Source organism: Streptomyces tibetensis (assembly GCF_007655005.1).
GTDB classification, from domain to species: Bacteria; Actinomycetota; Actinomycetes; order Streptomycetales; family Streptomycetaceae; genus Streptomyces; species Streptomyces tibetensis.
Genome location: NZ_SZVW01000010.1, coordinates 1 through 14,946, shown reverse-complemented (window position 1 = coordinate 14,946; position 14,946 = coordinate 1). Strand labels below are relative to the sequence as shown.

The 14,946-nt window shown below is 69.5% G+C and carries 10 protein-coding genes and 2 pseudogenes; 6 read left to right on the top strand and 6 right to left on the bottom strand.

Annotated features, from left to right (window positions below):
• The first annotated feature begins 197 nt into the window (after window positions 1–197).
• Complete coding sequence (locus FDO69_RS17995) at window positions 198–2,087, top strand: RICIN domain-containing protein (protein WP_104780859.1); 1,890 nt, start codon at window positions 198–200, stop codon at window positions 2,085–2,087.
• A 102-nt stretch (window positions 2,088–2,189) separates the two neighbouring features.
• Here the strand turns inward: FDO69_RS17995 and FDO69_RS43060 are convergent, their stop codons facing one another.
• The 6 genes from FDO69_RS43060 to FDO69_RS17965 form a co-directional block, all read right to left on the bottom strand.
• Window positions 2,190–2,588, bottom strand: coding sequence for a protein kinase family protein (locus FDO69_RS43060; RefSeq protein WP_420878517.1), 399 nt, complete (start codon window positions 2,586–2,588; stop codon window positions 2,190–2,192).
• A gap of 347 nt (window positions 2,589–2,935) precedes the next feature.
• The gene (locus tag FDO69_RS17985) at window positions 2,936–5,188 is read right to left on the bottom strand and encodes a discoidin domain-containing protein (protein WP_159030623.1); all 2,253 of its coding nucleotides are present in this window, start codon (window positions 5,186–5,188) and stop codon (window positions 2,936–2,938) included.
• Between the two features lie 107 nt (window positions 5,189–5,295).
• Window positions 5,296–6,192 carry a carbohydrate ABC transporter permease gene (locus FDO69_RS17980; protein WP_104780857.1) on the bottom strand — a complete coding sequence of 299 codons (897 nt, stop codon included), beginning with the start codon at window positions 6,190–6,192 and terminating at the stop codon, window positions 5,296–5,298.
• Between the two features lie 6 nt (window positions 6,193–6,198).
• A complete protein-coding gene (locus FDO69_RS17975; protein ID WP_234387980.1) occupies window positions 6,199–7,173 on the bottom strand; it encodes a carbohydrate ABC transporter permease in 975 nt (324 codons plus the stop codon).
• Window positions 7,174–7,210: 37 nt separating this feature from the next.
• Complete coding sequence (locus FDO69_RS17970; RefSeq protein ID WP_104780855.1) at window positions 7,211–8,509, bottom strand: extracellular solute-binding protein; 1,299 nt, start codon at window positions 8,507–8,509, stop codon at window positions 7,211–7,213.
• Window positions 8,510–8,584: 75 nt separating this feature from the next.
• Entirely contained in the window at window positions 8,585–11,119 is a 2,535-nt protein-coding gene (locus FDO69_RS17965; protein ID WP_104780854.1) for a beta-glucosidase family protein, read from the bottom strand.
• 155 nt (window positions 11,120–11,274) lie between these two features.
• Between FDO69_RS17965 and FDO69_RS17960 the strand changes: the two genes are divergently transcribed.
• The 5 genes and pseudogenes from FDO69_RS17960 to FDO69_RS17935 all read left to right on the top strand — a co-directional run.
• Window positions 11,275–11,901, top strand: a complete 627-nt coding sequence (locus FDO69_RS17960) for a TetR family transcriptional regulator (RefSeq protein ID WP_267896245.1) — start codon at window positions 11,275–11,277, stop codon at window positions 11,899–11,901.
• Window positions 11,902–12,443: 542 nt separating this feature from the next.
• A pseudogene (locus FDO69_RS42885) lies at window positions 12,444–12,959 on the top strand (class I SAM-dependent methyltransferase); the annotation flags it as partial.
• A gap of 309 nt (window positions 12,960–13,268) precedes the next feature.
• The gene (locus tag FDO69_RS17945; RefSeq protein ID WP_104780852.1) at window positions 13,269–13,748 is read left to right on the top strand and encodes an ATP-binding protein; all 480 of its coding nucleotides are present in this window, start codon (window positions 13,269–13,271) and stop codon (window positions 13,746–13,748) included.
• Between the two features lie 30 nt (window positions 13,749–13,778).
• Window positions 13,779–14,018: pseudogene (locus tag FDO69_RS17940) on the top strand (hemolysin III family protein); the annotation flags it as partial.
• Window positions 14,019–14,217: 199 nt separating this feature from the next.
• Window positions 14,218–14,946, top strand: a 729-nt coding sequence (locus FDO69_RS17935) for a PP2C family protein-serine/threonine phosphatase (protein WP_145475627.1), incomplete at its 3' end; no start/stop codon positions are given.

Genomic DNA, 14,946 nt, shown 5'->3' with positions numbered 1-14,946 from the left:
AGAGGACACTCCCCGCTCGTCGTCTTCTGACGTCACCGGCCCATCGCCCCACGGCCGCTCGATGAACACTCCTTGGGGCAGGTCAGACCTGTGTGCACCCCTATCGAGGCTCCGGCCGTATCCGCGCTACGCAGTCGTGCGCGGGTGGGCCGGTGTACCGCCCCTCCTGTCAGGTCGAATCGAAGGAGAGCCGCACCATGTCGCCCAGAACTCCAGTCCGGGCTCGCGCCGCCGGCGCAGCCCTCGTCCTGGCCGTCGCCGGACTCGGCATCATCGCCCCTGGCACTGCCCAGGCCGCCGACCCCACCGCGCAGGTGTGGGTCACCACCCCGGACGGCGCGAAGAAGCTGGCTGCTGAAGGCAGCGTCCCGTTCACCGGCACGCCGCAGGCCATCGACATACGCATCGACGCCGGCAGCAAGGGCCAGCAGTTCACCGGTGCCGGCGCCTCGGTCACCGAAGCCTCCGCCCACCTCATCCAGGGCCTGCCCCCCGACAAGCGCGCCGACCTGATGACCTCGCTGTTCTCCACCAGCGGGGGTATCGCGCTCAACTACCTGCGTCAGCCGCTCGGCAGCACCGACTTCAACGCCACGAACAGCTTCTACACCTACGAGGACACCCAGGGACAGTTCTCCATCGCCCGGGACCAAGCAGAGATCATCCCGGTCCTCCAGCAGGCCACCGCGGTCAACCCGGCGATCCGCTTCATGGGCTCCCCATGGTCGCCGCCCGCCTGGATGAAGACCGGTGGCTCGCTGGGCGGCGGCAGCCTGAAGACCGAGTACTACCAGCCCTACGCCGACTACCTGGTCAAGTCCATCAAGGCGTACAAGCAGCAGGGCATCACGCTCACCGACCTCACGGTCCAGAACGAGCCCGAATTCGCCACCAGCTACCCGTCCATGTCGATGACCTCCACCGAGCAGGCCGAGTTCTTAAAGGTGCTCGACGCCACCTTGAGTGCCAACGGACTGCCGACGAACATCCTCGCGTACGACCACAACTGGGACCACCCGAACTACCCGCTGGACGTGTTCTCCCGCACGTCCGGCATCCAGCGCGTCATCGGCGCCGCCTTCCACTGCTACGGCGGCACCCCCGCCGCGCAGCAGCAGATCGTGGGCGCCGGCAAGCGCGTCTTCTTCACCGAGTGTTCCGGCACCGACAGTGCGGATGCGGCCAAGACGTTCGGCGACACGCTCCAGTGGCACGCCGAGAACCTGGTCGTGCAGAACATGCGCAACGGCGGCGAGACCGTCATCAACTGGAATCTCGCCCTCGACCAGAACGGCGGTCCTCACCAGGGCCATTGCGGCAACCGCTGCAACGGCATCGTCGAGATCGCGAACGGCAACGTCACCCCCGGCGCCGAGTACTACGTCCTCGGCCACGTCGCCAAGTTCATCAAGGTCGGCGCCACCCGCATCGGTTCCACCAGCCAGGGCAGCGGAGGCGTTCAGAACGTCGTCTTCGAAAACCCCGACGGCAGCCGTGCGGCATTCGTCGTCAACGCCGCCACGAATGCACGGCAGTTCTCCCTCACCGACAACGGCAAGTCCCTCGCTTACACCCTGCCCGCAGGCGCCGTCGCCACCTTCGTGTGGAACGGCACCGACGGCGATCCCACCGAGCCGCCCGCCGGCACCATCGACCCGGCCGCGTGGTACCACGTCGCGGGCACTAACAGCGGCGCGTGCCTCGACGCGGCCGATTGGGGCACCGGCAACGGCACCGCGCTGCAGCAGTGGGCCTGCGGCACCGGAGCCAACCAGTCCTGGCAGTTCCGCCCCACCAGCGATGGCTTCTACCAGGTCGTCAACCGGTACAACGGCAAGGTCTGGGACGTCGACGGCGGTCCCGGCGCCACCGCCGACGGCACCAAGGTGCACCTGTGGAGCTACGGAGGCGGCACCAACCAGCAGTGGCGCCCCGAGCCTGTCGGCACCAACGGGCAGTACCGCTTCACGCCCCGCCACAGCGGCAAATGCCTCACAGTCGACAACGGCTCCGCCGCCAACGGCGCTCGCCTGTCCCAGCAGCCCTGCACCAACTCGGCCGCCCAGACGTTCACTCTGGCCGACTGATCACGGTTAGCCGCTCGGGCCCGGTGTACGGCACCGGGCCCCACCCGGGGCATCCAGCCCAGCCGCTCCCGCCGACTCACCAACTGACGCAACCTCCACGCGCTACGTGAAGGCGAAGACGCGCTCAAAGATGCGGCGACCGGCGCGGCCCCAGGTCGGCTGCCCGCCTGGGAGACCTCGCTCCCACGCCTGACCGATGGAGATGAGGTCAAGCGCTGACAGCACGGCCCAGCCTTGGGCGCTGTGAACTGTCGCTTCCATGGTCACGCCGTAAGCGCTGAGGAAATCGGCGGCTGCGCGGACACTGCGCCACGGATTCGTGGGGGCGTTATCCGGCGCCGGTTGGTGCAAGGCGCGAAGGAAACGGGCCAGGCTGTCCAACGCTTGTCCAACGTTGCTGATCTCAGCGCCGTCCGCCGGTTCGCCAGAAACCCACGTCGCGATGACCCACGGCCGGGAAAAGCGTGGTGTCGGCTCACTGAGGCGCTGGGGCGTCGGCACCGGTAGCGGCAGACGCCTGGCAAGTACCGGGGAGCCACCGGAACTCCTTACGCAAGAGCGCGGGGGCTCGTTCGGTCATCGGCAGGCGCACGGCCAGTTCATCGCCCACTCGCCAGAGTTGGTTGTCCCAGCCCGAGGGAACCGGCCAGATCTCGAGGTCCGCCAGGTCCGGGTGCTGATCACGAACAAGGTCACGGACATAGCTCTCGTCGATGCCGGCTCGTTCCAAGCGTTCCTCCGAGCAGTGGTGCCGGGCTGAGGGCGTAAGAGGGCGAGGGCCCGCGCAGATTCCCTCTGCGCGGGCCTCGCTGTGTGGGCTTCACACCGGCGGTTCAGCAGGCGTGCGTTCAGGCAGGCCGCGTGGTGAGGATCGCGGCGGCGCCGGCGGGCAGTCGGTAGCTGTACGTCGTGCCGCCCCACGGGACGTCGAATGTGGCAGCTTCGCTGCCGGAGTTGTACGTCACCTGCAGCTTGGTGCCGTCGGGCAGGGTCGCGTTCTTGCGCTGGAGCCCGGGGCTCGTGGCCGGGGGCGACGTGGTCTTGCCGTCGGAGGCGAAGACGGAGACGTCGTGGATGGACCACCAGCTGCCGGAGTTTGCCTTGTTGACCACGCGGATGTAGCGGGCGGTGGTGGTGGGCAGCAGGATCCGGCTCACGGTACTGCCGGGGCCGGTGGCGATCGGCTTGCCCCAGCTGGTGCCGTCGTCGGAGGCGTACACCTCGTACTGGCGGACGAAGTCGCCGGACGAGGCGCTCGTGTCCAGGACAAGCTGGTCGAAGGTCTGGGCCGAGCCGAGGTCGAGCTGGAACCAGTCACCCGGCTGCATGCCGTGCCCCAGGCTCCACCGGGTGGCCGCGTCGCCGTCGACGGCCTTGGACGGCGGGTCGTCCGAGCTGCTCGCCGAGGCCGATGCCTGCCAACCGTCGCGGGGCAGGGCTGTCTCGCCGGTGGGCGAGGTGAGGGACGCGCCGGTGGGCAGGGTGTAGCCGAGCCACTGGTCGCCGATGCGCACCTGGGGCTGCTGGGCGAGCAGGCTGCTGTCATAGCTGATCAGGGCCTGGCTGCCGTCGGGGTTGCGGAAGGGGATGTCGACGGAGCCGATGGCGGCCGGGTCGGTGCTGCCGTGCTGGGTGCCGGTCCAGGTGAAGGTCGCGGCTGCTCCTGCGGCGAGCTTGTAGGTGAAGTGGCGGTCGCCCCAGCGGACGGTGAAGGTCCGGTCGGTGCTCCCGGAGTTGTAGGTGACCAGCGCGGTGGAGCCGTCGGGGTTGGTGAAGGCGACGTCCTCGACGTTGCCTTTGCCGAAGGTGTTGGAGGCGACCCGGCGGGCGCCGGGCTGGACGAACTTGCCGGCGTGCGCGAGCCCCCAGTAGTCGGCCGTCGGCGTGTAGGTCCACGTGCCGTTCGTCTTCGGGGAGACGGTCACCACGGGGCGGCAGCCTTGGCAGCCGTTGTTGGTGGGACCGCCGTTGGAGTCCAGGGCGAGGTTCCAGCGGATGATGCTCTGGGCCCAGTTCCGCGGGCCGTTGATGACGTTGTCCATCACACCGGCGAAGGCGCCCTGCTCGTCGCCCTCCCAGTTGCCGCCGGAGCACTCGCTCTGGAAGGCTGGCTCGTTGGGATAGTCGTTGTGGACGACGGTCTGTGCCGAGACGTCACCGGCGTAGCAGTGCCAGGCCGTGCCGGTGGCGTTCTTGGCACTCGCCGCGTCGGTGTACAGGGACTCGGGGTAGCTGGTGACGTCCCAGTTGTGGTCGTAGCCCAGGATGCCGGTGGCCAGGCCCTGCTTGCGCAGTGTCGGGGCGAGGTGGTCGTTGATGAAGGTCTTGGCCTCGTCCGCCGTCAGGCTCATGCTCGGGTAGCTGGACGTGTTGTGCAGCGGCTCGTTCTGCGGGGTGACGTAGCGCACCGGGACGCCGGCTGCCGCGTACGCCTTGAGGAACTTCGCGAAGTAGTCGGCGTACGGCTGGTAGGCGTCCGGCTTGAGCCGGCCGCCGTTCATCAAGTCGCCGGTCTTCATCCATCCCGGCGGGCTCCACGGGGTGGCCATGAGGGTCAGCTGCGGGTTGATCTTCCGGGCCTGCTTCAGCAGGGGAATGGTGTACGACCGGTCGTGCTCGATGGTGAAGTTGGCCAGCGTGGGGTCTGCCTGGCCGGCGGGCATGTCGTCGTAGGAGTAGTTGCCGCTCACGGTGAAGTCGGTGGCGGCCATCGGCTGGCGCAGGAAGCTCAGGCCGATGCCGTCACGACGGCTGAACAGGTCGCGCATCAGCGCGTTCCGCTGATTGGCACTGAGCTTGGTGCCGACCAGCCAGGCAGAGGAGTCGGTGAACGAGGCCCCGAAGCCGGTCATCGGCTGGTACTTGCGGGTGGTGTCCACGGTGATCGTCGAGCCGGAGGGTGCGGCTCCGGCCTTCCAGGTCACCGGCGACTGCTCGGACAGGTACGTCTTGGTGGACGGATTGGTGAGCCAGACCGACGCCTTGCCGAGGGCGGTGCCGGCGAAGGCCGGTGTGGCCGACGGGAGGACGGGGAGCGTGGCGATCAGGGTCGCGGCGGCTGCCAGGGCGGTCCGGCGCCATTGCCGGGTGGTGGTTCTCATGGTGCGGCTCCTTGCGGGCATGACGGCCGTGCACGGCGGCGCGCGTGCATGACGTGGGCGGTGCGAAACCGGCGCGTGGGGGCCGGGTAAGGGCGCCGGAGCTGGGGTCACTTCAGGCCGGTGGTGGCGATGCCGGCGACGAAGTGGCGCTGGAAGAGCAGGAAGACGATGGTCACCGGGAGCAGGACGACGACGGCGCCGGCGAGCAGGATGCCGAAGCGGGTGAAGTCCTGTCCGCTGCTGGCCAGGGCGAGGCCGACGGGGAGGGTGTACTGGCTCTCGTTCTGGGCCACGACCAGCGGCCACAGGAAGTTGTTCCAGGAGCCGAGGAAGGTGATGATCCCCAGGGTGGCGAGGGCCGGCCTGGTCAGCGGCAGGATGATCTTCCAGAAGATGGCCAGTTCGCGGCAGCCGTCGACGCGGGCGGCGTCGATGAGTTCGTCGGGCAGTGTGGAGATGAACTGCCGCATCAGGAACACCCCGAACGGGGTGGCCAGGAACGGCAGGATCAGCCCGAGCAGGGAGCCGGTCAGCTTCATGTTGGCCACCAGCACGTACAGCGGTACGAAAGTCACCAGGCCCGGCACCATCAACGTGGCCATGACCAGAGCGAAAACCGCGCGCTTTCCGCGGAAGTCCAGCTTGGCCAGGGCGTAGCCGAGCATCGAGCAGAAGATCAGGTTCCCCGCGGTGACGGCCAGGGCCACGATCACGGAGTTGGCGAACATCCTGGTGAAGTCCAGGCTGCTGAACAGCTCCCGGTAGTTCGCGAGCGTGGGGTGGGTGGGTATCAGGTCGGGCGGAAGCTTGCGGATGTCACCCTCGGACTTGAACGCCGAGGACAGCATCCACAGGAACGGCGTGACCATGAGCAGCAGCAGGCCGGTGAGCGGCAGGTACAGCCACGGCTGGCCCCACTCCCGCCGGATGCGGCGGCGCCGTAGGACCTTGTCCGTGGCCGAGGACGTGGCCGGTGGCGTGGGGGCGGGCGTGAGAGTGGTCATGGGGCATCAGTCCTTGTCCCGCAGCACGCGGAACTGCAGCACGGTCAGAGCGATGATCAGGACGAAGACGACGTAGCCGGCCGCCGACGCGACGTCGTAGTTGCCGTTGCCGAACTGCTTGTAGGCGTACAGCGTGGCCGACAGCGTGGAGTCCAGGGGTCCGCCGTCGGTCATGACGAACGGCTCGTCGAAGAACTGCAGGTAGCCGATGCCGGTGGTGACGGCGGTGAGCAGCAGGGCGGGGCGCAGGAGCGGGAAGGTGACCCGCCAGAAACGCTGCCAGGCTCCGGCGCCGTCGAGTTCGGCCGCCTCCATCAGGGACTGGGGGACGGACTGCAGACCCGCCAGCATGATGATCATGACGGTGCCGAGATTGCGCCACACGGCCATCAGGATCATGACGGGCAGGGCGAAGCGGGTGTCGGCCAGCCAGGCCGGGCCGTCGATCCCGAACCAGGCCAGGACGGTGTTCACCAGGCCCGCGTGCGGTTCCAGGAGGGTCTTCCACACCACGGCGACGGCCACGATGCTGGTGATCACCGGCAGATAGAGGCCGACCCGGAAGACGGCTCGGAAGCGTTGAATGCCGCTGTTGAGCGCGACCGCCGCAGCGAGCCCGGCGGCCAGTGTCAGGGGCAGGGCCACCAGGACGAACACGGCCGTGTTGCGCAGGGCGGTGAAGAACTGCGGGTCCTCGAAGAGCCGGACGTAGTTGTCGAAGCCGATGAACGACACGTTGAGCGGGGTGCGCAGGTCGGCGCTCTGGGTGTCGGTGAGGCTCATCAGCAGCGACCAGACGACCGGCAGCAGCATGAACGCGAGGAACAGGGCGAGGAACGGGGCGGCGAGGACCCAGGCGGCGCGGGCCTGGCGGCCCTGCGCGGAGCGCCGCAGCACAGAGGTGCGGCGGCGGGCCGCCGGCCGCGGGCCGGCGGCCTCGCGTTCCTGGGTGCCCTGCCCGGTGATGGTGCTCGGGGGCATGGTTGTCATCCGTCCGTACGAGGGATGCGAGGGCGGTTCAGCGGCCGGTGCCGATGCTGGTGGCCCTGGACTGCAGGGTCTTCTGCACCTGGTCGACGGTGGCCTTGCCGTAGGCGAGCTTCTCCAGCTCGGAGTCGATGGCGTCGGCGATCTGCTGCCAGGTCGTGATGGCCGGCGGGGCCTTGGTGACCTTCAGCTGGGTCTCGAAGGCTGCCATCTTGGTGTTCTGGCTCAGCTCGCCCTGCGACCAGGAGTCGACGGCGGCGGGCAGGTTGCCGGATGCCTCCGCGTAGGCGGCCAGGTTCTTCGGCTCGGTGAGGAACTGGATGAACTTCCAGGCTGCGTCGGAGTTCTTGGCGTCCTTGAAGACCGCCAGGTCGCTGCCGCCGGCCAGCCCGGCGGCCTGCGTGCCCTTCGGCAGCGGCATGGTCTTCCACTTGCTGTCCAGCTCGGGGGCGTTCTTGTGGAGGTCGCCGCCAGTGCTGGCGCCCTGCTGCACGGTGCCGATCAGCCCGTTCTGGAGGTTCACGCGGGCGTCGGTCTTGTCGTTCGGCGACAGCTTGTCCTTGAAGATGCCGCTGTAGTACTCCAGGGCCTTGGTGACCGCGGGCGAGTCAAAGGTGAACTTCTTCGCTTCGGCGTCGTAGATGTCACCGCCCTGCTGCCACACCATGGGCAGCCAGAACAGCCATGAGTTGAAGCCGACCTGCAGCTGGGTGGCGTTGCGCAGCTTGGGGTTCTGCTTGCCCGCAGTGGCCTGGATGGCCTTGAGGTCCTTCAGGTAGCCGTCCCAGTCGTCGGCCGGGGCACCCTTGATGCCGGCCTTCGTGGTGAGGTCAGTGCGGTAGTAGATCACCGAGGTGTCGGCGGTGAAGGGGACACCGTAGGAGGTGTCCTTGTACTTCGTGGTGTCCCACTGGCCGGGGAAGAACGCGGACGCCTTGAACGAGGCCGGGGTGGCCTGGAAGCCCTTCATGGCGGCCATCTCGGCCATCCAGGTGGAGCCGATCAGCGACATGTCCGGGGTGTTGCCACCGGCGATCGAGGTGGTGAGCTTCTCGTGCGCGGCGTCCCACGGCACCGCGGTGATCTGGACCGTCACGTCCGGGTTCTGCTGCTCGAACTTCTTCGCCAGGCTCTCCAGGTCCTTGTCGGCCTTGTCGCCCATGGACCACATGACCAGCTTGCCCTTGGCCTTGCCGCTGCCGATCTTCGTAGGGGCCTTGTCGGCGGCCGAGGCGTCGTCGCTGCGGCCGCAGCCGGTGGCCAGCAGGGCCGCCGCGACGGTCGCGCAGGCGATCTGGAGGGTTCTGGCGGTGGGACGGAGGGTGCTCATCGTTGCGGCTCCTTGCGATCGTGCTGAACAGGGCGCGGGGGGTGAGTGGGGCAAAAGGGACTGCGGCCGGGTGCGTCATCCTGCGGGGTGCAGGCGCCCCTCGTCGACGGTCACCTCGGCGACGAGACGCGCATCACGGCTGGAACGTCCGACGTGGAGGCGGTACCGGCCGGGCGGAGTACGCCACGCGCTCGCCTCGCCGTCCCAGATCTGGAAGGCGCGCGCGGGCACGTGCACCTCGGCGGTGACGCGGGCGCCCGGTTCCGCCTGGACCGTGGCGAAGCCGGCGAGCAGGCGCACCGGCCTGTCGGAGCCGCCGTGCGGCGGCTCCAGGTAGACCTGAACGACCTCACGGCCGGCCCGGGGGCCTGTGTTGGTCAGCTCCACGGCCAGGTTGAGCCCGTCTCCGCCCGCGGGGCTGGGCAGAGTGGCGGAGACGGGAGTCGGGGAGAGGGTCACGGACTCGTACGTCCATCGGGTCCAGCCCAGACCGTGGCCGAACGGGAAGGCCGGGACGAGCCCCGCACGGTCCCAGGCCCGGTGTCCGACGTGGACGCCCTCGGTGTAGTCCACGATGCCGTCGCGGGGGCGGGCGTCGGGGACGGGAACGTCCTCGGCGCGGGCGGGCAGGGTCCACGGCAGGCGACCCGACGGTTCGATCCGGCCGAGCAGGACGTCGGCCAGTGCGTGCCCGGCTTCCTGGCCAGGCAGCCACGCCCACAGCAGGGCGGGTGCCTCGTCGGCCCAGGGCAGCAGCACCGGCGCGCCGGCGTTGACGACCACGAGCGTGCGCGGGTTGGCAGCGATCACCTTGCGGACCAGGTCGTTCTGGTAACCGGGCAGGTCGAGACCGGTGCGGTCCCAGCCCTCGGACTCGACCTCCTCGTTGGTGCCCACCACGACGACGGCCACATCGGCCGCCTGGGCCGCGGCGACGGCCTCGGCGATCTCCTCGTACGGCGTCGCCCCGGGCGGGGCATGCCGGACCTGGGCGGTGACGAAGCGGCCGTAGCCACCGGCGTCCACGACGGTGAGGTCCAGGGCGAGCGCGAGCCTGCGGCCTTCCGGTCCCACCTCGACGTCGATCCCCCGCAGGGGCGGGTGGTTGTGGCTGGACTCCAGCACCAGCTCCACGCCTCGGCCGTCGTCTCCGGCCAGGACCTCCTCGCCGTCCACGTTCACGCTGAAGCGCCCTGAGCAGCCGAACTCCAGACGGTGCGTCCCCGGTTCGGTGAGGGTCAGCACCGTGCGCAGCAGCACCCGACGGGTCTCCGCGTCGAAGCCGTCGTACGTGGTCCAGTCCCCGGTGGCGCGGACCTCGCCGCCGATGAGGTTCCCGTCGGCATCGATCTGGTCGGCGCGCACGCCCGTCTCGCCGGTATCGGGATCAGCGAGCAGTTCGGCGGAGGCGTACGGCAAGCGCAGGCGGGCGTCGCCGCCCCGGTGCACGGTCAGTCGGACGTCCTCGGGGAGCGCGGCGCGCAGCCCTTCCTCGAAAGACACGGTGCGCACCGCCGGGACGTAGGCGCTGCCGCCGCCCTGGAGGTACGGCGCCACGGCGTTGGGGCCGATCAGCGCGACGCTGCGGATGCCGTCAGGCTTCAGGGGCAGCAGGTCTTCCTGGTTGCGGAGCAGCACGGTGCCCCGGGCGGCGACGTCGCGCAGCAGCCGGAACTCCTCCTCAGCGGGCTCCGCCGGTGCAGGGGCCGACCCCGGCTCGTCGAGCCGGCCGACGTGCCGGGCCAGGCGCAGCAGCCGCAGCACCTTGTCGTCGACGAGCCGCTCGTCCACCTCGCCCGCGCGCACGGCCGCCGCGAGAGTGTCACCCCACGGGCCGTCGGGGCCGGGCATCACCAGATCCAGACCGCCGACCGCCGAGGCCGCGGTGGACCGGGTCGCGGCCCAGTCGCTGATCACGGGCCCGGAGAAGGCCCACTCGCCCTTCAGCACCTCGCGCAGCAGGCGCGCGTTCTCGGTCATCGGCGCGGACACGGTCCCGTCTTCGACGCCCGAGTACGCGGCCATCACGCTCCATGGCTCGGCTTCGGAGAGGACCTGCTCGAAGGGGGCCAGGTAGACCTCCCGCAGCGTCCGCTCGTCCAGCCGGGCACGGTATCGGGTGCGGTCGGTCTCGGAGTCGTTGGCCACGAAGTGCTTCAGGCACGCGGCCACGCCCCGGCTCTGCAGGCCGCGAACGACGGCAGCGGCCAGGGTGCCGGTGAGCAGCGGGTCCTCGGAGAAGTACTCGAAGTGGCGCCCGGCGACGGGGGTGCGCTGGAGGTTGACCACCGGCGCCAGCACCACGTCGACGCCCTTGCGGCGGGCCTCCGCGGCGAACAGCTCCCCCAGGCGCTCGGCGAGGCCGGTGTCCCAGGCCGCCGCCAGCGCACTCGGCGCGGGGGCCAGCAGCCCGGTTTCGTCAGGGTCGTCGCCGGTCCCCCGGACGCCCTGCGGACCGTCGGACATCGTCACCGCGGACAGCCCGAGCCGGGGCTCGGCCGGGAGTCTCCACAGGTCGGCTCCGGTCAGCAGGCGGATCTTGGAGTCCAGGTCCAGGCCGCGGACGCGGTCACGGAGCTCGGTGTCATCAGGGAGGGCAGGGCGGCTCATGCTCGTCCTTCCAGGCCGCGGTACGGCACGAAGCGGGCGGAACGAAGAGCAGAAAAGCACACTTACTAAGTACTTAGTAAGTCCTTGTGTGCAAGTTCTTTCTCAGGTTTGATCGACAGGTGACCACTGATCGACAGCCCCGTAGACTCCCTACGATGAGCGAGAGCACGCCGAACGGGGAGCGGCAGCCCCGCGCAGGGAAAAGTCTCAGAGCCCAGCAGCGACGGCAGGAGATCCTGCAGATCGCCATGGACACCTTCGCCGCCCGCGGCTACAACAACGCCTCCCTGCAGGAGATCGCCGACCGGGCCGGCGTGACCCAGGCCGGCGTCCTGCACTACTTCCGCTCCAAGGCCCAGCTGCTCACCAGCGTCCTGGACCTGCGCGACGCCACCGACATCGAACAGCTCGGCCCCGACCGCCCCCAGGGCCTGGCCTTCCTGCGCCATCTCGTCGACACCGTCCGCCGCAACACCGAACGCGAAGGCATCGTCCGGCTGTACGCCGTGCTCTCGGCGGAGAGCGTCACTGAAGGCCACCCCGCCCAGGACTACTTCCGCGACCGCTACGCGGGTCTGCGCACCCTGGTCGCCGAAGCCCTCGCCGAAGCGTGCGAGCTCGGCGAGACACGGCCCGACCTCAACGTCGAAGAGGCAGCCACGGCGATCATCGCCCTCATGGACGGGCTCCAGATCCAGTGGCTGCTCGCGCCGGACTCCGTCGACATGGCCGCCTCCACGGACCGTGTCATCACCGCGCTCTTGGCAGACCTCACTCAGTAGATCCATCTGACGCTCGCCCGCCATCGATTTCCCGGATCAACCCTTCCCGTACGGCGCCGACCGCAGCGTTGACATCGGCCCCTGCTCCCCCTGGCCTTCCCAGGCGGAACCGGGGCCGCGCCGGAAGGGCACCTCTTCGGCGCCGACTGGGTGCCGAAGCCGACAGCGTCCCCACCGTGAAGGCCCGACCGGGGCTGAGCACTTTGCTTGTCAGCCTCGCGCTCTCGCGTTCGCCGTGGGCGCCATCGCGAGCATGACGGTGCTGGGTCGGCTCGCCGGCAGGTTCGGAAGCACCCGGCTCATGGTGCTGGTGCCGCTCGGCGCCCCGGCTCTGCGGCCCCGTGACCACGGCGTCCGCCGCCAGCCCAGTTGAATGAGTCGGTCCGCGCATGAGCTCCGAAATCCGTTCGCTGTGACGCGGGCAACTGGTTACCGTCGCCGGGCATGGACATGGAAGACCCCAAAGACGTCGTCCGGCGTGGTTACGACGCGCTGTCCGCGCACTATGACGAGGCGTACGGTGCCGAGACGAAATACCAGTCATGGCTCAGCGACCTGTGCGCGCGCATCCCGGCCGGTGGCACCGTGCTGGATCTGGGCTGCGGAAGCGGGGTGCCGGTAGCACGTTCTCTGGCCGATGCCGGTTACCGGGTCACCGGCATCGACATCAGCGAGGTGCAGGTCCGCCGGGCCCGGGAACGGGTGCCCCAGGCCGAGTCAACCAGGTCGATGCCACGGCCGCGTCCTTCGACGACGCTCCCTTCGACGCTGTCGTCTCCTTGTACGCCCTCATCCACATTCCCTTGGCCGAGCAGCCGCCCTTGCTGCGGAGGATCGCCGCGTGGCTGCGCCCGGGAGGCTGGTTCGTGGCCACTACCGGACACCGTGCCGGCGTCGACGAGAACTGGCTCGGTGGCGGAGCCCCGATGTGGTGGAGCCATGCGGACGCTGCCACCAACCGCGGGTGGATGACCCAGGCCGGCCTGACCGTCGAACGGGAGGAGTTCGTACCCGAAGGCGACGGCGGGCACGCCTTGTTCTGGGCGCGACGCCCCTGACACCCCCAACCTCCGGTTGGAAGCACTCAGCAGCTGACTGCTCCCCCGTAGAGTCGGGCGCCAGGTCAGCGCGGTCCAGCCGGGCGGCGCTCGCGGCGGCCACGTTCAGGCGTACGCCGTTCTTCTCGGCCGCCCGGACGATCAGGCGGGCGTCATTGGCGGCAGTCGCCTCGGCGAATGCGCCCCACGATCACCCGCGCGTGTGGATCACGCCACGGTGAAGTCTGTGGCCGAACAACATGCCCCTGCCATGTATGCAGGAAGGGTGGGTACTCGCGCACTTGTGCACGGGTAATGAGGGCGAGGCCAGTGGGATCCCATGCCGACGGTGACGGCTGTAGGGCGCCGAATGGATACCTGGTGCGCGCCGGCTACGCCCTGAGCGGGTACGACGGCTGCATCGCCGAAGCCCGCCACCACGCCGTCGCCTTCCTCGATCAGGTCGAGACCGACCATCGTCTGCCCGTGCCCGCCCGTGCGAGGGACCTCACCCAGCTGGTGGTCAGCGAGCTGGTCACCAACGCCCGCAAGTACGCTCCCGGCCCCGTCCTGCTGGAACTGCGCATCAACGCCCGCGCTGTGGATGTTGTCGTGTGGGACAGCGACCCCACCGTGCCCGCTGCCCGGGCCGCCGATCCCGACCGGATCGGCCAGCACGGCCTGGAGATCGTCAAAGCCGTCACCGAAGACCTGTTCACGGAGCAGGAGCCGGTCGGCAAGCGCATCACGGCCCGCATCGCCCTGTCCGACACGCCCGGCGGGCACGCCACCAGTCGCCACCCCCAGTAGCAGCCGGCGCGTCCCCCTCGGCTCCACCCCATCGCGTCGGGCTGGGTGGCCGTCTTCAATCTGCCCGACTTCGCGCACGCCGGCGGCACCGCCATCGTCGTCCTCGTCATCGCCGGCGGTCTGCTCTACACCGCGGGCGCCGTGGTCTACGGACTCAAGCGCCCCGACCCGTCACCGGCCTGGTTCGGCTTCCACGAGGTCTTCCACGCCCTGACCATCGCCGCCTTCACCGCGCACTACACGGCCATCCTCCTCGCAGCCACCTGGTAACGGTGTTTGCGGGCAGAACTACGTTCCGGTGGTGCAATGTGACTTGTCCGGGTACCGGGATCGGTGTTGGTCTTCCGCGTCTTTCGGGGCGAAGTCCTGAGCGTCGTCGAGCAATGGAGGAGTCGCCGTGACCGTTGGAGAGCCGGATGGTGGGCGGGCCGCTCGTCTTCTCCTGGGCGGGAGTGGCCGGGGCCGGGAGATGACGTTGGCGGGGACGTTGGAGGCGGCGGAGGCCGCGGCGCCGGTGGAGTCGCTCGATGTGGTCGCGCGCATGCTCAAGGAGCGTCTCGGGGCGGTGTCGGTGTCGTTCCTGATCACCGACTTCACCGGCAGTTCGGTCGTACGGCTGGGGGCGGCGGGCAGCGTTAATACCGATGAACCCGCCCGGCGCATCACGCTGCGGGGCACCCTGTACGACGATGTGATCCGTACCCAGCAGCCGGGCGTGGAGGACGGGGGCGAGGGCGCGCTGGTGCGGATCGTAGCTCCGGTGACCAACCGCGGGGACGCCATCGGGCTCCTCGAACTGTTCCTGCCGGCGGCGCCGGACGCGGAGGCGATGCGGGAGATCAGCGAGACCGCGCACGCCTTGGCATACCTCGTCATCGCCAACCGCTCCTACACCGACGTCTATCAGTGGGGCCGCCGCACCAGCCCGCTGAGCCTGGCCGCGGAGATCCAGCACCGGCTGCTTCCGGCGTCGCTGGCGTGCGAGGCGGCGCAGTTCGCGGTGGCCGGGTCGCTGGAGCCCGCCGACCACGTCGGGGGTGACACCTTCGACTATGTGATCGACAGGGACACGGTCCAGCTCTCTGTCACCGATGCCATGGGGCACGATGTCGAGGCCGCGCTGCTGGCCACCCTTGCGGTGGGCGCCCTGCGCCGGGCACGGCGGGCCGGCGGCGACCTCGCCGAGCAGGCCCGCCAG